This window comes from Janthinobacterium sp. TPC_1 (genome assembly GCF_056037845.1).
The window spans coordinates 2189149-2208137 of record NZ_CP195157.1; the positions used below are offsets into that span (position 1 = coordinate 2189149).

The following is an 18989-nucleotide window of genomic DNA, read 5'->3' on the forward strand; positions in this document are numbered from 1 at the left end:
TGCCATGCCTACACGCGCGTCTTCGTCGTGGTTTGCCCGGCCAGTGTCGCACTGGGTGGGACCGCGCGTATTGGCCACGCTGGTGCTGGCGCTGTGCCTGGGATTGACGTATGGCGCCTGGCGCAATGCCCGCGACGCCAGCGAACAGCAGGTGCAGGCCGATTTCGACTTCCGCGTGCGCGAACTGGTGAACAACATCGTCGGCCGCATGCAGACCTACATCCAGGTGCTGCACGGGGTGCAAGGGCTGTATGCCAGTTCGCAGGAAGTCACGCGCCGCGAATTCCATGCCTACCTGGCGGTGCAGCAGGTGGACCGCCACTTTCCCGGCATCCACGGCATCGGCTACCTGCCGCTGTTGCCCGGCGCCGCCCTGGCGCGGCACGAGGCCAGCGTGCGCGCGGAAGGCTATCCCGGCTATGCCGTGCGTCCGCAGGGGCAGCGGGCCTGGCACGCGCCCATCACCTATCTGGAACCTTTGAGCGAGAGCAACCTGCTGGCGTTCGGCTATGACATCTGGTCCGAACCCGTGCGCCGCGCCGCGCTCGAGCAGGCGCGCGACACGGGCCAGGCCGCCATGACGGGCAAGATCCAACTGGTGCAGGATGGCGGCAGCGCCCAGGCGCATGGCTTCCTCGTCGTGCTGCCCGTGTATGACAATGGCTTGCTGCATGCCAGCGTGGCGCAGCGGCGCGCCGCCTTGCGCGCCTGGGTCTTTGCGCCGTTCCGCATGGGCGACCTGATGGCGGGCGTGGGCGGCGAGGGGGCGCGCCAGCTGGACCTGGAAATCTATGATGGCGCGCAACTGGCCGAGACGGCCCTGATGTATGACAGCTTGCCGGGCCCGCTATCGTTTGCCGCCTCGGACAGCCTGGTGTCGCAGCAGGAGATCAGCATCGCCGGCCATGCCCGGACCTTGCGCGTGCGCGCCCTGCCGGGCTTCGATGGCGAGCTGCTGGCGCGGCCCCGCCTGGTGGCCTTGACCGGCTTGCTGGCCAGCATCGTGCTGGCGCTGGCCGCCTGGCTGCTGGCGGCGGGCCGCGCCCGCGCGCAGGCGGCACTGGCGCGCTCGAGCGAGCTGACGGGCCAGCTGGAGCAGGGCCAGGCGAGCGTGCTGGCGATGGCCGAGGCGGCGCAGCGCAGCCAGGCCATGTTGCGCAGCATCCTCGATTCGACCATCGACGGCATTCTGGTCGACAACATCGATGGCCGCATCTTCACCTCGAACCGGCGCTTCCGCGACCTGTGGCAAGTGCCCGACGCGCTCGACTGGCAAGCCGATGGCACGGCCCTGGTGCGCCACGTGGAAAGCCAGCTGGAGCAGGCGGCGCCTTTTCTGGGCGCCCGCGCCCATGCGCCGCACGGCCACCGCGAGCGGCGCGACGTGCTGCACCTGCGCGATGGACGGGTGGTCGAGCAATATGTGCGCAGCATGCAGCTGGGCAATGAGCAGGCACGCTTGTGGACCTTCCGCGACATCAGCGAGCGCAGCCAGATGGAACGGCGCGAGCATACGCGGCGGCAAGTGCTGGAAATGCTGGCCACGGGCGCGCCGCTGGAACGCGTGCTGGAAAGCGTGGTGCTCAGCGTGCAAGCCGACCATCCCGCCATGCTGTGCAGCATCTTGCTGCTCGATGAAAGCCGCCATCGCCTGGTACTGGGCGCCGCGCCGGGCTTGCCCGCGTTTTTCAACCTGTCCAGCCATGGCCATGGCCTCGACACCCTGCAAGGCGTGCATGGCATCGCCGTGCAAGCGCTGCGCGACGGCCAGCGCGTGATCGTCGGCGACCTGCATGCCGCCGCCGATACGCAGGAAACGATGGAACTGGCGTGGCGGGCCCAGCTGCAATCGTGCTGGGCCGAGCCCGTGCGTGGCGGCTCGGGCAAGCTGCTGGGCGTGCTGATGGCGTATCACCGCCAGCCCACCTTGCCGGGCGCGGCGCATCTGGCGCGGCTCAGCGAGGCGGCGCACCTGGCCGGCATGGCCATCGAACAGGCGCAGGTGGCGCTGGCCCTGCGCGCCGGCGAAGCGCGCTTCCGCAGCCTGTATGACCATGCGCCCGTGGCCTTGTGGGAACAGGACTGGTCGGCCGTGCGCGCCGCGCTTGATACGCTTGAGCAAGGGGGCGTGCGCGACCTGGGGGCGTACTTCCAGGCCAATCCTGCTGCGCTGCAGCAACTGGCGGGACTGGTGCGCATCATCGACGCGAACGGCGCCGCGCTGGCGCAGGTGCGCGCCAACGAGGACGACCAGCGCCGCGGCGCGCTGAGCCTGGCGCAGAATTTTGACGACAGCGCCTTGCCCCGTTTCGGCGATGCCCTGCTGGCGCTGGCTGGCGGCGCCCACCTGTACGAGTGCGAAAGCAGCTTCGTGCGCCTCGATGGCGCGGCGCGGCAAAATGAGTTGAGCTTGCTGGTGATGCCCGGCCATGCGGACAGCCTGGACTTCATCATGGTTTCCTCGCTCGATATCACCGAGCGCAAGCGCATGAATGCGGAACTGCTGCAACTGGCCACCACCGATTTCCTCACCGGCTTGCCGAACCGCCGTCACTTCATGGCGGCGCTGGAAAACGAGCATGCCCGGCTGCAGCGCGAACTGGCCAGCTGCGCCAGCGTGCTGATGCTCGACATCGATCACTTCAAGCGCGTCAACGACGAGTACGGCCACGCCGTGGGTGATGCCGTGCTGCGCCACCTGGGCGCGCTGATGTGCCAGGCGCTGCGCAAGGTCGACGTGCCGGGCCGCGTGGGCGGCGAGGAATTCGCCATCTTGCTGCCGGGCACGGATCTGCCGGCGGCGGCCGTGTTTGCCGAACGGCTGCGCCGGCGCGTGGCGGAAAGTTCCTTGACCACCGATGGCGGCATCCTGATCACCATCACGGTGAGCATCGGCATGGCCGCCATGGCCGGCACGGATGCCGATTGCGACGCCGTGCTGGCGCGCGCCGACGAAGCGCTGTACCGGGCCAAGCGTGGCGGGCGCAACCGCATCGAGCAGAATGACGGCGGCAGCGACGGCGTGCTCAGCAAGTTCATGGCGCAGTGATTACAGGCTGTGCTGACGCGCTTGCGCCTGCTTGCGGTTGCGGCTGACGATCAGCCAGACGATGGCGACGGGTATCAGCAGCGGCAGCAGCACGGGCGTGCTCAAGGCCAGCGCCAGCACCACGCACAAGGCCACCACGGCCACCAGCACCACGCCCACGCCGGCCAGCACGACGCCCGTGACGACGGCGGCGCACACCAGCGCGATGGCGGCGATCAGCAGGCCGCCGCCGGCAAACACCAGACCGAACAGCCATTCCAGCGGACCGTCGATATCGTCGCCGTGGAACTGCATGTGCATGTCGCTGCCGGCTATCTTGTCGAGGAACAGGCAGGCGAGCATGACGATGAGTACGAAGTGTGAGCAATTTTTTCATGATGGGCCTTTGTGTGTGGGTGATCGGGTGTTGCATGCTCACACTGTAGGGGCGTGCCCCGCCGGCCGCCAGCGGCGTGCGACAGGCGGTCATTTTCACGGTATGGAAGGTCTGCACGGGCAGGAAACACTGATCTGCAACAAGATTTCTTTTCTTGTAATACGCGCAAGCCGTCCTATACTGAACACCTCAGTCTCGCAAGGAGGGCAACATGCTTTGGTTTGCAGATACCGGGGATCAATCGCTATCCCTTTCCCACCATCGAAGCACGCGCCAGCGTAGCGCCCCGCAGTCCTGTGCCGAGCCCGTCGGCGCGCCATCGGCGATACCGCCGATCATCATCAACCCATTCAATTACCATGCGCCGCTGCCGGCCATCGATCCGCGCTGGGTACCGCCCGGCCCGCCGCTGACCTGGCCCAACCGGCCTGCCATGTCCATGTGCTGAAGCCCGCGCCGTCGCTGTGCGATGGTTGCCGTAAAAAAAGCCCGCGTTGCGGGCTTTGGCTTGATCACGGCATGTCTTGGACGACGCTTGTTACGACGCTTTGCGGCGCAGCATGAAACCCAGCAAGCCCAGGCCCGCCAGCAGCATGGCATAGGTTTCCGGTTCCGGCACGGCGGCGATGAAGGCGTGGTTGTCCGTCTCGAAGGCATTCGAGCTGGAGTGGAAGGCCACCGAGGTGATTTTTTCCCCCTCGCCGGCGAAGGCGTTTACGTACATGCCCACCGATTGATTGCCATCGGGCAAGTTGCCGGCCAGGCTGGCCAGTTCCGTGCCCGTCAGGGTGGTGCTGCTCTGGTCGGCAAAGGTGTAGGTCACGCTGTTGTAGCCGTCTGGCGAACCCATGTAGAAGCCGAAATAGCTGAGGCCGCTGGCGAAACTGGCCGTCACGAGCGGGTGCTGGTCGGACGAAATGCCCACGGACAAATACATGCTCGTGTCGCCGGGAGGGGCGGCATGGTTGCCGTCCGTGCCCGTGAACAGGGCGCCGTCGATGTAGTTGGCTGGCAAGATCCCGCTGTTGAAATCGATCGTAGTGGCGCCTGCAACCGACGTCACCAGGCCTTCACCGGCCAGTGCCGTGCCGCCGGCCGTGAAGGTGGGTAGGGCGCTGGCGCTGCCGGCGGCCGCAGCGAGCGTCGCCAAGGCCAGAGTGGACAAGATTTTCATGGTGGTTCCCTCGAATGTATATGGTGTGCACAGCTATTTTTATCAGGAAAGACGAAAGTGCCCGGCGTGACGAAGCAGTGCGGCGTGCAGGGGCGAGGGACGTCGCATGGTCAAGGAGTGACTTGAGGCCAAGCATTACTACGTGCAATATTTAAATACAAAAAACACAATTCAGATTGCAAAATAATAATAGTCTTGCTTGAGAAATATCAAAGCCCAATTGCTAGAATAAAGCTACTAAATTGATAGCTTGTCTTCTTGCCGGGATCGACTACGGCGGGCCGCGTCTTACCTTGCGGCAAGGCGGCACGGGTGGGCATTTTCGACTATCATGCTAGCCCCGACCTTCCATCACGAGCACCGCCATGAGTACCGATTTTCCCGATTTTTCCGATGAATCCGCCGAGCCGGACAATGACGCCCCGATCCAGGAGCCGCGCCTGTGGGTAGGCAATGGCTGGACGGCGCGCGTGATCAAGAATGAGGAAGATGAGGGCTGGGCCGTGGCCATGATCAAGGATGGCGAGCCGGAGCCGGCCCTCGTGGGCCCGTGGACCATGGGCCGCGACAAGAAAAACCCGAAGCCGCTCGACGTCAACGCCTTCAATACCCTGGTCAAGACGGCGTCCGAGGTGCTGCGCCGCCACGAGCAGCAGCTGCATGCGCAACTGCACAAGAATGTGTTCGTCGCCACCGAGGAGGGGCAGATCAAGGTGATGTTCGACATCGTGCCCGACGAAGACCACCCGTACGCGGAATTGAGCGCCTACGACGCCGACGGCGAACAGATCGCCAAGGTGCGCACCTCGGCCGCCTTCAAGTTCAACGCGACGTCCGCCGCGAACTGGATCGAAGGCGGCTACCGCCGGCCGTAAGCTGCACAAAGTGTCGGATTACGCGTGTCCTTCGGCCACGCCAATCCGACCTGCTGCATCCTCCTCCACCTTTTCTTGCCTGCGGTAAGCCAGCCGGTACAGCAGCGGCAGCACCAGCAGGGTCAAGGCCGTCGACGATAAAATGCCGCCGATCACCACGGTGGCCAGCGGACGCTGCACTTCGGCGCCCGTGCCCGTGGCAATGGCCATCGGCACGAAACCGAGCGACGCCACCAGCGCCGTCATCAGGACGGGCCGCAGACGCGTGATCGCTCCCTCGCGTATCGCCTCCTGCAAGGGCATGCCCTGTTCCCGCAACTGGCGGATGTAGGCGATCATCACCAGACCGTTCAGCACGGCCACGCCGGACAGGGCGATGAAGCCCACGGCCGCCGAGATCGACATGGGAATGTCGCGCAGCCACAGGGCGACGATGCCGCCCGTCAAGGCGAACGGGATGCCGCTGAAGACCAATAAGCCATCCTTGACGTTGCCGAACATGGCGAACAGCAACACAAACACGAGGGCCAGCGCCACGGGCACGACCAGTTCCAGGCGTTTCGTGGCCGACTGCAGCTGCTCGAACTGGCCGCCCCAGCTGGTCCAGTAGCCGGCCGGAATGGCCACCTGCGCCTGCAGCTGCTGCGTGGCGTCGGCCACGAACGAGCCGATATCGCGCCCGCGCACGTTGGCGCTGATGACGATGCGGCGCTTGCCGTCTTCGCGGCTGATCTGGTTCGGCCCCGGCGCCACTTGCAGGCTGGCCACTTCGCCGAGCGGGATGAAGCGCGCGCGGCCTTCCGCCGCCGCGCCCAGGGGCAGGGCGATGGGCAGGCGTTTCAACTGCTCCAGGTCGCTGCGCAGGCTGTCGGGCAGGCGCACGACGATGTCGAAGCGGCGGTCGCCCTGGAACAGGGTGCCCGCCTCTTGCCCGCCGATGGCCGTGGCAATCGCCGCTTGCACGTCGGCAATGTTGAGGCCATAGCGGGCCGTCTGCTCGCGGTCGATCTGCACCGTCAGCATGGGCAGCCCCGTCGTCTGCTCGACTTTTACCTCTGTCGCGCCCGGTATCTTGCCCAGCACGCCGGCGATCTTCGCCGCCGTGCTGTCGAGGACGGCCATGTCATCGCCGAACAGTTTCACGGCCACGTCGCTGCGCACGCCGGAAATCAGTTCATTGAAGCGCAGCTGGATCGGTTGCGAAAACTCGTAGTTGTTGCCCGGCAAACTGGTGGCCGTCGCTTCGATTTCCGCCAGCAATTGCTCGCGCGACTTCTTCGGTTCTGGCCACTCGCTGCGGGGTTTCAGCATGATGTAACCATCGGAAATATTCGGCGGCATGGGGTCAGAGGCGATCTCGGCCGTTCCCGTGCGGGCGAAGACGCGCGCGATTTCCTTGTGGTTTGCCATCAGCTTGCTTTCCAGCTGCTGCTGCATGGCCAGCGATTGCGTCAAGCTGGTGCCGGGGATGCGCAAGGCCTGGATGGCGATGTCGCCCTCGTTCAGGCTGGGCACGAATTCGCTGCCCGTGCGCGTGGCCAGCAAGCCCGACAGTACGACGGCCACCGCCGCGCCCGTCAGCACGACGGGCGTGTTGCGCATCACTTTACCGAGCAGCGGCGCGTACCAGCGCTTGGCGGCGCGCATGATGGCGTTTTCCTTCTCCGCTACCTTGTCGCCGATAAACAGCGCCACGGCGGCCGGGATGAAGGTGATCGACAGCAGCATGGCACCGAGCAAGGCAATCACTACCGTCAGGGCCATCGGCGTAAACATGCGGCCTTCCACGCCCGTCAGCGCGAAGATGGGCAGGTACACGACCATGATGATCAGTTGACCATACAGCAAGGGCCGGCGCGCTTCTTGCGATGCCGCAAACACTTCGTGAAAACGCTCTTGCAAGGTCAAGGGTCGCCCGAGTTTCTGCTGCGCATGGGCCAGGCGCGGCGCACGCAGTTTTCCACGATCACCACGGCGCCATCGATGATGATGCCGAAGTCCAGCGCTCCCAGACTCATCAGGTTGGCGCTCACATGGTATTGCACCATGCCCGTAAACGTGAACAGCATGGCCAGCGGTATCACCATGGCCGTGATGACGGCCGCGCGGATATTGCCGAGGAACAGAAACAGGATGGCGATCACCAGCACCGCGCCTTCCAGCAGGTTTTTCTTCACCGTATTAATCGCCTTGTCGACCAGCACCGTGCGGTCATATACGGTGACGGCGTGCACGCCTTTCGGCAGGCTGCGGTTGATTTCGATCATCTTTTTATCGACGGCTTGCGACACGGCGCGGCTGTTTTGTCCGATCAGCATGAAGACGGTGCCGAGCACCACTTCGCGGCCGTTTTCCGTGGCCGCGCCCGTGCGCAGCTCGCGCCCCAGCACCACGTCGGCCACGTCGCGGATGCGGATGGCCACGCCCTGCACATTGGCGACGACGATGTTGCCGATGTCATCCTTGGACGCCACCTGGCCCGGCGCGCGTATCAGCAGTTGCTCGCCCTGCCGTTCGATGTAGCCGGCGCCCACGTTGCTGTTGTTGCGCTCGAGCGCCGTCACCACGTCTTGCAGGCTGATGCCGTAGGCGGCCAGTTTTTCCGGATACGGCGCCACCTGGTATTGCTTGGCGTAACCGCCGATGGCATTGATTTCCGTGACACCCGTGACATTGCGCAACTGCGGCTTGATGATCCAGTCCTGGATTTCGCGCAAGTCCGTCGGCGTGTACGGCGTGCCGTCAGGCTTTTTCGCACCGTCCTGCGTTTCCACCGTCCACAAATAGATTTCACCGAGTCCCGTGGAGACGGGCCCCATCTTCGGCGTGATGCCGGCCGGCAAGCTTTCCTTCGCTTCCTGCAGGCGCTCGTTGATCATCTGGCGCGCAAAATAGATGTCCGTGCCATCCTTGAAGATCACGGTCACTTGCGACAGGCCATAGCGCGACAGCGAACGCGTCTGTTCCAGGTTGGGCAAGCCGGCCATGGCCGTTTCGATGGGGAACGTCACGCGCTGCTCGGTTTCCAGCGGCGAATAGCCGGCGGACTGGGTATTGATTTGCACCTGCACGTTGGTGATGTCGGGCACGGCGTCGATGGGCAGCTTTTGATAACTGTAGATGCCCAGGCCGGCCATCGCGGCCACGGCCAGCATCACCAGCCAGCGCTGGTCGATGGCGAAGCGGATCAAGCGTTCAAACATGATGGTTTCCTTAGCTTTGACGTGATCAATGTTCGTGGCCGGCGGAGTCTTTGCCCAGCTCGGACTTCAGGACAAAACTGCCTTGCGCCGCGTACGGCGTGCCGGCGGCCAGGCCCTGCTTGATGTGCGTCAATGTGCCATCGCTGCGCCCCAGCACCACGGGCGTGGCCTGGTAGCCATCCTTGATTTGCACGAAGACGACGGGCTTGTCTTCCACCGTCTGGATGGCCGTGCTGTGCACGGTGACGGGCGCGTCCGCTTCGCCGGACACCACTTCCACCGTGACGAACAGGCCCGGGCGCCAGGCCATGTCGGGATTCTGCAAGCTGATGCGAGCTTTCGCCGTGCGTGTCTGCTCGCCCAGCAGCGCGCCCACATAGGTGATCGTGCCTTGCGCGCTGGCGTCAAACGCGCTGGCTTTGACTTCCGCCTTGCCTCCCATGCGCACGGTGGCCAGGTCTTTCGCCGGCACGGCGATTTCCGCCCATACGGTCGACAGGTCGGAAATGACGAAGATGTTCGCGTCTTCCTTGACGGCTTCGCCCAGGGTGATGTGTTTTTCCAGCACCATGCCGTCGAACGGCGCGCGGATGTCGTAGCGGTTCAGCGGCCCCTTGGCAGCGCCGCTGGCGCCCAGCGCGCTGAGCTTTTGCTGGGCATTCTGCACGGCGATTTCCGCCTCGCGCCACGCTTGCTGGGCCTGCAGGTAATCTTGCTCCGCCGAAATTTTCTCGCGCCACAGCTTTTCTTCGCGCTCATACGTGGAGCGGGCCAGCGATAGCCGCCGCTGCGCCGACAGCAGTGCGCTGCGCTGTTCCGACAGTTCCGTGCTGGCGATGACGGCCAGTACTTGCCCCTTTTTCACCAGCTGGCCCAGGTCGGCGTGCACGGCTTCCACCACGCCAGCCAGGCGGGGCACGACGTGGGCCGTGCGGTCTTCGTTGAAACGGATTTCGCCGGGCAGGGCGACCGTCGTCTTGATGCGCCCGGGCGCGGCCGTGGCGATGACGACGCCGGCTGCCTTGCCTTGCGCAGCCGTCAATTCCAGCCGGCCTTCCACTTCCTCGTGGCCGTGTTCGTCTTTCTTTTCAGCATGGGCTTCCACCTTGGCGGCGGCGGGCGGCGCGGTCTTGGAATTGCCCGTGCCGAGGATGAGGGTAGCGAGCACGATGCCGGCGGCCGCGATGGCGGCGATGGCGATCGCCTGTTTCTTGTCGAGTTTGATATTCATTGTCATGGATTCCTTACAGGGGAGCGGGGGCGCCCAGCAGGCGCTCGATCTCGGCGGCGGCGTGCTGCGCTTCGGTCAGCGCGCGCAGGTATTGGTTTTTGGCTTGCAGCAAGGTGCGCTGGGCATCGAGCACGTCGAGGAAGGCGAACTTGCCGAACTCAAAGCCCTTGCTGGCTGCGTCATAGGCGCTCTGGGCGCCAGGCAAGATGTCCTGGCGCAAGCTTTCCACGTCGAGCCGGGCCGTGGCCAGCCGTTCGCTGGCGGCGGCGACAGCCGTCTGCACGGCGATGCGGGCGGCGGCCAGCTCGTCGCTGGCCTTGTCGCTGCGGCGCAAGGCGTCGAGCTTGTTGCCCGCGTTGCGGTCGAACAAAGGCAGCGGCAGGGCCAGGCCGATGATGGCCTGGTTGCGGCCCAGCTCTTCCGAGCGCTTCATGCCGATGCTGAGCGTGACGTCGGGCGTGGCGCGCCGCTGTTCCACATCCAGCATGGCTTGCCGCTGGGCAAGCGCGCGCTGCGGGCCTGGCGCACGGCCGGGGCTTGCTCCAGCCGTGCCGCCAGTTCGCTGCCTGGCGGCAACTGCGGCAAGGTTTCCAGGCGTCCCTCTGCCAGGGTGAAGCGGGGCGCGGCATTGCCCCACAGGGCGGCCAGACGCTTGCGGGCGCCAGCCAGCGTGCTGCGGGCCAGGTTCAGCTCCAGCCGCACGCTCGCTTCGGCGACCCTGGCGCGGGTTTCCTCGACGGGGGACGCCTTGCCGGCCGTCACCCGGCGCGCCGTGATGTCGCTGGCGCGCGCGGCCAGCGCTTGCGCGCTGTCAGCCAGGCGCAAGCCTTCCTGCGCCGCCAGCACGTCGACAAAGGCGGACGTGACGGCGGCGCGCGTATCGGCTTGCTGCAGCGCAAGGCCGGCTTGCGCCAGTTCCTGGCCCTGCTGCGCGACGGCCGCGCGCGCGCCCCGTTTGCCGCCCAGCTCGATCAACTGGTTCAGCTGCACGGTGGTGCTGCGCGTGGCGCGCCGCGTGTCTTCCAGCACCGTTTGCAGTTCCGGATTGGGCAGGGCGCGCGCCTGCTGCAGGGCGCCGCCCTGAGCCGCCAGTTCATGGCGGGCGGCCGACAGGGTGGCGTTGCCGCTTTCGGCCAGCAGCAGGGCGGCAGGCAGGGTCAGGGGCGCGGCGGGTTCTTCAGGTGTTTGCGCGTGCGCAAAGTTGCCGGCCAGCAGGCCAGCGGAAAATAACAAGATGATTCGGTACATCGAATTCTCCAGGGAATGGAAAAAGAATTCGACGGGACGCGCAGGCTGGCGCCTGCTTTAGTCAGGCCCGCATATTGCGATCAGTGAAAGTAACGTCCCGTCGGCCTAGGTGGCCGACGACCAGTCAGGGCGCTTGGGAGCGTCCGGGATGTGGGAAGCGTAAAAGAAGGGGGACGTGTCCGCATTGACGGAAGTCATGTCGCCGACGGGCAGGCTGGAGCCGGCCGGCAGCCATGCGTGGCCGATGCCATGGCAGACGTTGCAATCGCTGTGCGGCTGGCCTTTTTTCTGCTGCTCAGCTTTATCGCCGGCGGGTTTTTTGTCCGCATCGGCCTTGTGCTGGTGGCTGTGGTGGCCCAGGTGCTGGGCCGCCTTGCCTTCCTCGTGCAGGCAATACGCGCTCGCCGCGGCCCAGGACATCTGGAGCGGAAGCACGAACAGCAGCAAAATGAGGAAGAATTTACGCATGGTGATGGCTATTGTACAGAAAGTAGCGCTTAGCGTGGCTGGGCGCGCCACGCCTTCAACTGCGCGGCAATCGCCTTGCCCTGGAACAGCTGCGGCTCGGAATGCTCTTCCGCCTCCATGCCGCCTTCGAGGAAATCGGCCTCCTCGCGCGCCTGCACCAGCACCTTGGCCTTGTCGAAGGCTTCGGCAAAGCCGGTACTCTTGGGCAAGGCTTCCTTGAAATACGCTTCGCTGAAATACGTAAAATCGTTCTGGTCGTCGCAGCCGAACGAGGTGCGGTCGCTGCGCGCGGCCGTGATGATGAGGGTATTGTCATCTTTTAAAGGCGCAATGAAGCCGCCCGCATAGCAGGCCGAGATCACGATGACCTTCCAGCGGATGCCGCTGTGCTTGAGCATGGTGGCCAGCTCTTGCGCGGGCAGGCTGTGCAAGTCCATGCCGTTTTGCGCCAGCGCCAGTTCGTGCTCGGGTGAGCCGTGGCTGGTGAGAAATAAAAACAGGATGTCGTTCTGCTTGTCCATCTTTGTACCGAGGCTGTCGAGGCTGGCGCGCAGGCTGGTCAAGGTCGCCATCGGCTGCTGCGTCACCGTGTTGCGGCTATTGACCAGCATCAAGGAGCGGCCCACGGTGCCGTAATCGCGGTCGAACTGGCGCTGCACGAAGGCCGTTTCGCGGTGAAATACTTCCTGTGCGCCGTCGCCTGCCACGCCCAGCAGGTACAGATTGATCTTTTTCGTTGCATCGCGCGGCGCGATGCGGGCCAGGGCGCCGTCGAGCAGGGTGCGCTGGTTGTACAGGGCCAGTTCGATATTGTCGCGCGTGAGCTTGTCTGCGGCCGGGTCGTCCAGCTGGCCTTCCGTCCAGTTGCCGCTGTCTTCGCGCCGGCCGTCCGCCTGCGCCACGGCGTAGCGCAGCACGCCCTTGCCGTCGAACTGGCCATTCTTGAAGCCGCCCCGGTATTCGTCGCCGTCGGCCGTGCGCAGCACGCCTTCGCCTTCGAATTTCCAGTCTTTCAGTTCGCCTTCGTAGTGGATGCCGTCGCTGGTGGTGACTTTCGCCTTGCCCTGCACCTGGCCCTGGACGAAGTCGCCTTCGAAGACGGTGCCGTCCGTGTCGGTCAGCTTGCCGGCGCCGTGCGGGCGCCAGTGTTTAAAGTGGCCTTCGAAGGTGGCGCCGTCGGCGCCCTGGAAGCGGCCTTGCCCCTCGAAGCTGCCGTTGACGAAGCTGCCCGTGTAAATCTCGCCCTTGGGCGAGGTGTAGCGGCCGATGCCGTCGAAGGCCCTGGCGGAAGGCGCCCGTGTATTCGACGCCGGACGCCTGGCGCAGCTTGCCCTGGCCGGAAAACACGCCGCGCGCGAAGCCCCCTTCGTAAAACGCGCCGCTCGCGTATTCGAGCCGGCCCTGGCCATGCATCTTGCCCGCGACGAGGGGGCCGAAATAGCGTCCGCCATCGGCCGTTTCCGCCGCTGGCGCCTTGGCTGGCGCGGCGCACAGGGGCGGCATGCCCAGCGCGGCAAAGGCCAGCAGGCCGGCGAGGGTGTAGGGGCGAAGCGAGGCGCGTAGCGTGGCGGTCATGAGGACGGTCTGGTCTGTAGGAAGGGGCCTAGTCTGCCACTGTATCGCCAAGGTGGCAAATGCGCGCGTGGCGTGTGTTGCTCTGCCTCAAGGCAAGATTCTGCGTTTTATGCCGTGCCAAGGCGGGACTGAACTGATAATATTGATTTTCAGAACATATACTTGCACAAGGCACATAGTCACCCATGGAAAGCCGTCTCAGCCGCCTGGAAGCCGTCCAGACCGTGTTGCTGGAAATCGGGCAGCGCTCGAGCACCTGCAGCGATATCAGCGAATTCCTGCAGGCGGTGCATGCGGCGCTGGGGCGCATCATGTATGCGGCCAACTTTTACGTGGCGCTCAGCGACCGCGACGACGGCCTCGTGCGCTTTCCGTATTTTGTCGACGAATTCGACGCCGCGCCCGACCCGGACGAGGGCGTGCGCCTGGCCAGCGCCGCGCAGTCGCCCACGGCCTGGGTCATCGTCAACCGCAAGCAACTGGTGATGACGGCCGACGACGACGCCATGCGCGCCATCGGCGGCGGCGCCTGGGGTGGCGGCACGGCGGCCGAGCACTGGATCGGCTGTCCGCTGCTGGACCAGCAGCACCAGGTGCTCGGCGCCATCGTCATCCAGAGCTACGACGCGCAGCACCGCTTCAGCCTGGAAGACCAGGCCCTGTTCGCGCTGATCGCCACGCACGTGTCGAGCGCCCTGCAGGGCATGCAAAGCATGGACCGGCTGGAAAAGGCGGTGCAGGAGCGCACGGCCCTGCTGGCGCACGAGGTGGCCGAGCGCCGCCGGGCGGAAAACCTGCAGCATGCGCTGTATGAAATCGCCAACCTGTCGGCGCAGGCGGCCGACGCCACCACTCTGTATGCGCGCCTGCACGCCATCATCAGCGAGCTGGTGACGGCAAAGAATTTCCTGATCGCCCTGTACCACCCGGACAACAAGGACATCACGATCCCGTATTTCGTCGATGAAAAGGATGCGCAGGCGCCCGTAAAACGCTTTCATTACGGCATCGGCATGAGTTCCTATGTGCTGGCGCGCCGGCAAGCGTGTCTGCTCGATGCCGGCAGCTATGCGGCGCTGGTGGCCAGCGGCGAAATGGAAGAGCCGCTGGGCAATACCAGCATCGCCAGCTGGATGGGCGCGCCCATGCTGCTGGGCGACCGCAAATATGGCGTGATCATCGTGCAAAGCTATGACACGTCCGTCGTGTGTATGGCCAGGCGGAACTGGACGTGCTGGCCTTCATGGCCAGCCACGTGGCCGTGGCGATGGCACGCATCCAGGCCGACAGCGCCATGCGCCGGGCCAAGGAAGCGCTGGAAGAGCAGAATGCGGCCCTGAACAGCGCCCTGAACGCCTTGCAGGAAGCGCAGTCGGAACTGGTGCGCCAGGAAAAGCTGGCCTCGCTGGGCCGGCTGGTGGCGGGTGTGGCGCATGAAATCAATACGCCGCTGGGCATTTGCGTGACGGCCACCAGCCACCTGGTGCAGGAATTGAAGCTCACGCGCGAAGACCTGGAAGGCGGCCAGCTCGACGAAGATGGCTTGCGGCAATTCTTCGACATCATCGACCAGACCCTGCGCATCATGACGACGAACACGCAGCGCGCCGCGGCGCTGGTGCGCAGCTTCAAGCAGGTGGCCGTCGACCAGTCTTCGGACGAATTGCGCAGTTTTAACTTGCGCAAATACCTCGATGAAATATTGCTTTCATTGCAACCAAAGCTCAAGGGCAAGCCGATCAAGGTGGAGATCGATTGCGCGCCCGAGGTGCAGCTGCGCAGCTATCCGGGCGCCGTTTCGCAGATCGTCACGAACATGGTGGTCAATTCACTCGTGCACGGCTTTGCCGAAGGCGAGCCGGGCAAGATCAAGATCAGCGTGCGGACGGCAGGCGACATGCTGGAACTTGACTACAGCGACGACGGCATGGGCATGGATAGCGCCACCCTGGGCCAGCTGTTCGACCCCTTCTTCACGACCAAGCGCGGTTCCGGCGGCAGCGGCCTGGGGGCGCATATCCTGTATAACCTGGTGACGGGGCCGCTGGGTGGGACGGTGAAGGTGGTCAGTGCGCCGGGGATGGGGTTGCATTACAAGATACGCTTTCCGCTGGAGCCGAAGAGTGCTTGAAATTTGAAGCTTGAAAACGGCGGGCCGGAGACGCGGGCCTGAGAAAATGCCGATGGCGGCGTTGCGGCTCCTTGCCGTACATGCGTACTGTCTGCGTCGCCGCGCCTTGCCCTCGACATTTTTCAGGTCCGCTTGGCCCGGAATGCCCAAGTTGGGGTCTTGGGCCGCAGCGTGGTTTGCCGGTGTGCGTATCGCTTAGGGGGGCAGACCCTCAGGGTCTGACCCCGGTATTTGTTCTTGGGTTAAATCTGGAGCCTAATCCGGAAAACGTTGATTTAACGCAAGCGCTGCATCGAGGTTCGCAATCAGCAACTCCACATATTGCGGATCGAGGTGGCTGCCGCTCACTTCGCGCAGGTAGCTGACCACGCGCTCCAGGGGCCAGGCGTCCTTGTAGCAGCGTTTGTGCATGAGGGCGTCGAAGACGTCGGCCACGGCGGCGATGCGCGCGTATTTGTGGATGTTTTCGCCGACCAGGCCTTGCGGATAGCCGCTGCCGTCGTATTTTTCATGGTGCTGGTGGGCGATCACGGCGGCCGCCTTCAAGAGCGGGCGCTGCGAGCCGTCGAGGATGGACATGCCCACCGTCGGATGCTGCTTCATGATTTCCCATTCGGCCGCGTCGAGCTTGCCGGGTTTCAGCAGCACGGCGTCGGGCGTGGAAATCTTGCCGATGTCGTGCATGGGCGCAGCATGGCGCAGCACCATGGTTTCTTCTTCCGACATGCCCGACGCCTGCGCCAGCAGCTGGCACACTTCGGCCATGCGGCGCACGTGGTTGCCCCCTTCGTGCGAGCGCGATTCGACCACGTCGCCCAGGCGCAGGATCAGCTCGGCCTGGGTATCGGTGATTTCCTGCGTCAGCAGGATGTTGTCGAAGGCGATGGCCACGCCCGAGCAGAACACTTCCAGCAATTGCGCGTCGAGGTCGGAAATCTCTTCCACGCCCTTCAATACCAGCAAGGACGCCTTGCCGCTGCTGTTCGGGAAATAGCCGACATAGGTGTCGCCATGCAGGCGAGAAATCTTGTTGCTCTTGGCGTGATCCAGCTGCGACAGCAGGGAAGGGCTGAGCATGCCGCCGTCGGCGTCCAGGTCGCCGATCTGCGCGAGGATTTCATAGTCCTGCTCGCCCGTGATGGCGCTGGCGCCGCGCAGGCGCAGCAGCATGCTTGTTTCCAGCGCAGCAGGGCGACGACTTGTTGCAGCAGGCCGCTGGCAAAGTCGCGCAGGTTGCGCTGCTTGAAAATGTGCGCCGAGGCGGCGATGACGCGCTCCAGGCCTTCGCGGTAGTGGAGCTGGGCCTGGCGCGCCTCTTCCACCTTCATGATGTCGCGGTAGGCGCGCAGGGCGGCAAAGGTGGTGGTGAACAGCTTGGTGCGGTCCAGTTCCGTCTTTTCCTTGTAGTCGTTGATGTCGTAGTTGACGATCACGCGCTCTTCCGGCGCCTGGCCCGGCTGGCCCGTGCGCAGCACGATGCGCGTAAACTGGTTGCCCAGGTCTTCGCGCATCCAGCGCGCCACTTCCAGGCCGCTGTCTTCGCGTTCCATCACCACGTCGAGAAACACCAGCGCGATGCGATGCCATCTTCGCGCGCCAGCACCTGCTTGGCCTCGGCGCCGCTATACGCGTGCACAAAGCTCAGGGCGCGGCCTTCGAGGCGGAAACGGCTCAGCGTCAGTTTGGTGATGTCGTGGATGTCGGGTTCATCATCGACGAGCAGGACTTTCCAGGGAGGTAACTTGGGCGATGCTGAAGACAAAAATGACATAGGGGCGAGTTCCGCTAAAAGGCATAACTGACGCAATGCTGAAACGCCCGCGCCAGGAATTCCTGTGCGCCACTACCGGCGTTGCGCGTTTTTCGGGCGCATTTTGTCGATTGTAGACCGACAGCTAAGTATTAACAATAAGCAAGAACAATTGACTAAAATCATGCAACATAAATGTCAAAAAGATATTTTAAATTTATGTTGGCAACATCATCCATACTTTATCGCTTAGGCAACTATATTTTCAAGACAATACTTTGTTTTAATTAATATTGCCAATGAATCTGTAAAAAAGTCTGTGTGCGAACCCCCTGTTCGTTACGCGGTGCAAGAAAAGTAACAATGTATTAGTTTCCCTTTAGAATGAAACGCATCGCGCTATATTAGAACGTAAAAAGTGGCCCGAGCGCCATCAACATTCTTGAAAGGACTCATCATGAAAACGAAAACGACGCGTACCTTCATTGCTGGTCTGGCCTTGTTGGCGAGCAGTGCCGCCTGGGCGGGCACGGAAGTCCATTTCACCAAGTCGGAACAATTCACGGACTTGTCTTTCGATCAGACGGAGCGTGACAAGGTGCTCAAGGACCTGGCTGCGCATTTCGAGAAATTGGGCGAGTCGCTCAAGCCTGGACTGAACCTGAAGATCGACGTGACGGACCTGGACATGGCTGGCCGTGAAAATCCCGCCATGCGCTCCCTGCAGGATTTCCGCGTGATGACCGGCCAGGCCGATTGGCCGCGCATGCGCCTGCATTATGTGCTGGAGCAGGATGGCAAGGTCATCGGCAGCGCCGACGCTGCCCTGTCCGATATGTCCTATCTGACGCGCATCAACCGTTATTCCAGCGGCGACAAGCTGCGTTACGAGAAACAGATGATCGATGACTGGTTCTCGGGCACGTTCGCCACGCAAGTGAAGCGTCCGGCACGCAAATAAGCATGCCGGCCGGGAGGGCGGCCGGCGATCCCGGCCCATTCCGGGCGCGGCAAGTCCGCCATGACCTTGCCGCCGCGCGAAGTGCAGGTAAGCAAAGCAGGTAATCAGCGCAAATAAGCCTGTTCGATGCGCGCCAGCTGGCCGTTCTGGCGCAGCGCCAGAATGGCGGCATTCATCTTCTCGATGAAATCGGCCTTGTAGGCGGGCGTATTGCGCGCGCTGTAGGCGATATAGGTGGCTTCGGACGACAGTTCCAGCACTTCGTGCAATTCAAAGCCGTAGCTGTCCAGTTCGCCTTGCAGCTGGCGCGCCGTGTGGCGTGCCGCCCCGCGGTCGCTGGCGTAGCAATCGATGCGCCGCAAGGCCAGTTTTTTCAGATTGGCTTCATTGCCCTTGGCCGCTTCCAGGCGCAGCAGTCCTTCGCGGGCCGGCGCCATCAATTTTTCCGACAGTAAAAAACCCGTGTTGACGCCGATGGTCAGGCCGGCAAAGTCGGCGGGAAAGCGCGTGCGCGGCGTGCGCATGACGGCGTCATGGCAAAACAGCACCACCGATTCGCGGTGCAGCATGGCCGAGTACGGTTGCACGTACGGCCGTTCCGTTTTGCGTCCGGGTGGAAACAGGCCGAAAACCTGGCCCTTTTCCAGCGCATCGAGCCCCCGTTTCCAGGGGCGCGGCTGCAATTCCAGCCGGTAACCGGGCATCGAACTGGCCGCCAGGCGCAGGATATCGATGTACATGCCCTTGAAGACGCCGTTTTCCACATAGCTGTACGGCGCATAGTCGTCGTCGCCGTACAGGATGACGGTTTGCGGCGCGGCCAGGACGGCCTGCCACACGCCCAGCAACGCCAGGGCCAGGCACAGTCTTGCCGTTTTCGCTGATTGCATGCCGCTCCAGGTTTAATGTCTTCCTGGCAAGCATACAGCATGGCGGCAAGCGACCCGC

The 18989-nt window shown here is 63.8% G+C and carries 17 protein-coding genes and 2 pseudogenes; 6 read left to right on the forward strand and 13 right to left on the reverse strand.

Annotated features, from left to right (window positions below):
- Positions 1–4: 4 nt before the first annotated feature.
- The gene (locus ACQVLG_RS10720) at positions 5–3049 is read left to right on the forward strand and encodes a sensor domain-containing diguanylate cyclase (RefSeq protein WP_474294437.1); all 3045 of its coding nucleotides are present in this window, start codon (positions 5–7) and stop codon (positions 3047–3049) included.
- On the opposite strand, the gene ACQVLG_RS10725 is transcribed toward ACQVLG_RS10720, so the two are convergent.
- On the reverse strand, positions 3050–3391 hold the full coding sequence (locus ACQVLG_RS10725; RefSeq protein ID WP_474294439.1) for a hypothetical protein: 342 nt from the start codon (positions 3389–3391) through the stop codon (positions 3050–3052).
- 245 nt (positions 3392–3636) lie between these two features.
- On the opposite strand from ACQVLG_RS10725, the gene ACQVLG_RS10730 reads away from it, so the two are divergent.
- Positions 3637–3873: a hypothetical protein gene (locus tag ACQVLG_RS10730; RefSeq protein ID WP_230541365.1), complete on the forward strand. Its 237-nt coding sequence runs from the start codon at positions 3637–3639 to the stop codon at positions 3871–3873.
- A gap of 90 nt (positions 3874–3963) precedes the next feature.
- Here ACQVLG_RS10730 and ACQVLG_RS10735 read toward each other — a convergent pair whose 3' ends face one another.
- Complete coding sequence (locus ACQVLG_RS10735; protein ID WP_230541366.1) at positions 3964–4599, reverse strand: Npun_F0296 family exosortase-dependent surface protein; 636 nt, start codon at positions 4597–4599, stop codon at positions 3964–3966.
- A gap of 365 nt (positions 4600–4964) precedes the next feature.
- On the opposite strand from ACQVLG_RS10735, the gene ACQVLG_RS10740 reads away from it, so the two are divergent.
- Positions 4965–5474 carry a hypothetical protein gene (locus ACQVLG_RS10740; protein ID WP_474294441.1) on the forward strand — a complete coding sequence of 170 codons (510 nt, stop codon included), beginning with the start codon at positions 4965–4967 and terminating at the stop codon, positions 5472–5474.
- Positions 5475–5492: 18 nt separating this feature from the next.
- Here the strand turns inward: ACQVLG_RS10740 and ACQVLG_RS10745 are convergent.
- The 7 genes and pseudogenes from ACQVLG_RS10745 to ACQVLG_RS10775 all read right to left on the reverse strand — a co-directional run bounded on the left by ACQVLG_RS10745 (position 5493) and on the right by ACQVLG_RS10775 (position 13199).
- A pseudogene (locus ACQVLG_RS10745) lies at positions 5493–8677 on the reverse strand (efflux RND transporter permease subunit).
- 25 nt (positions 8678–8702) lie between these two features.
- A complete protein-coding gene (locus ACQVLG_RS10750; protein WP_474295609.1) occupies positions 8703–9908 on the reverse strand; it encodes an efflux RND transporter periplasmic adaptor subunit in 1206 nt (401 codons plus the stop codon).
- Positions 9909–9921: 13 nt separating this feature from the next.
- Positions 9922–10395, reverse strand: coding sequence for a TolC family protein (locus tag ACQVLG_RS10755; RefSeq protein WP_474294443.1), 474 nt, complete (start codon positions 10393–10395; stop codon positions 9922–9924).
- Positions 10338–11156: a TolC family protein gene (locus tag ACQVLG_RS10760; protein ID WP_474294445.1), complete on the reverse strand. Its 819-nt coding sequence runs from the start codon at positions 11154–11156 to the stop codon at positions 10338–10340. Before ACQVLG_RS10760 ends, ACQVLG_RS10755 begins: the two co-directional genes overlap by 58 nt.
- 105 nt (positions 11157–11261) lie before the next feature.
- Positions 11262–11624, reverse strand: coding sequence for a cation efflux protein, CzcI family (czcI, locus tag ACQVLG_RS10765; protein ID WP_230541370.1), 363 nt, complete (start codon positions 11622–11624; stop codon positions 11262–11264).
- 29 nt (positions 11625–11653) lie between these two features.
- Positions 11654–12892, reverse strand: a complete 1239-nt coding sequence (locus tag ACQVLG_RS10770) for a C13 family peptidase (protein ID WP_474295611.1) — start codon at positions 12890–12892, stop codon at positions 11654–11656.
- Entirely contained in the window at positions 12774–13199 is a 426-nt protein-coding gene (locus ACQVLG_RS10775; protein ID WP_474294448.1) for a hypothetical protein, read from the reverse strand. The genes ACQVLG_RS10770 and ACQVLG_RS10775 overlap by 119 nt, the downstream gene beginning before the upstream one ends.
- A gap of 185 nt (positions 13200–13384) precedes the next feature.
- Here ACQVLG_RS10775 and ACQVLG_RS10780 point away from each other — a divergent pair, with 185 nt between their 5' ends.
- Together ACQVLG_RS10780 and ACQVLG_RS10785 are read left to right on the forward strand one after the other, a co-directional pair.
- Complete coding sequence (locus ACQVLG_RS10780) at positions 13385–14539, forward strand: GAF domain-containing protein (RefSeq protein ID WP_474294450.1); 1155 nt, start codon at positions 13385–13387, stop codon at positions 14537–14539.
- A complete protein-coding gene (locus tag ACQVLG_RS10785) occupies positions 14431–15330 on the forward strand; it encodes a sensor histidine kinase (RefSeq protein ID WP_474294452.1) in 900 nt (299 codons plus the stop codon). Before ACQVLG_RS10780 ends, ACQVLG_RS10785 begins: the two co-directional genes overlap by 109 nt.
- Before the next feature lie 255 nt (positions 15331–15585).
- On the opposite strand, the gene ACQVLG_RS10790 is transcribed toward ACQVLG_RS10785, so the two are convergent.
- The 3 genes and pseudogenes from ACQVLG_RS10790 to ACQVLG_RS10800 all read right to left on the reverse strand — a co-directional run bounded on the left by ACQVLG_RS10790 (position 15586) and on the right by ACQVLG_RS10800 (position 17101).
- The gene (locus ACQVLG_RS10790) at positions 15586–16095 is read right to left on the reverse strand and encodes an HD-GYP domain-containing protein (RefSeq protein WP_474295613.1); all 510 of its coding nucleotides are present in this window, start codon (positions 16093–16095) and stop codon (positions 15586–15588) included.
- 144 nt (positions 16096–16239) lie between these two features.
- A pseudogene (locus ACQVLG_RS10795) lies at positions 16240–16880 on the reverse strand (DUF3369 domain-containing protein); the annotation flags it as partial.
- Positions 16880–17101, reverse strand: a complete 222-nt coding sequence (locus ACQVLG_RS10800; protein WP_474294454.1) for a response regulator — start codon at positions 17099–17101, stop codon at positions 16880–16882. The gene ACQVLG_RS10800 and the pseudogene ACQVLG_RS10795, both read right to left, overlap by 1 nt.
- A 436-nt stretch (positions 17102–17537) precedes the next feature.
- Between ACQVLG_RS10800 and ACQVLG_RS10805 the strand changes: the two genes are divergently transcribed.
- Positions 17538–18041, forward strand: coding sequence for a DUF3016 domain-containing protein (locus ACQVLG_RS10805; protein WP_474294456.1), 504 nt, complete (start codon positions 17538–17540; stop codon positions 18039–18041).
- A gap of 104 nt (positions 18042–18145) precedes the next feature.
- Here ACQVLG_RS10805 and ACQVLG_RS10810 read toward each other — a convergent pair whose 3' ends face one another.
- Positions 18146–18931, reverse strand: coding sequence for a substrate-binding periplasmic protein (locus tag ACQVLG_RS10810; protein WP_474294458.1), 786 nt, complete (start codon positions 18929–18931; stop codon positions 18146–18148).
- Positions 18932–18989: the final 58 nt, after the last annotated feature.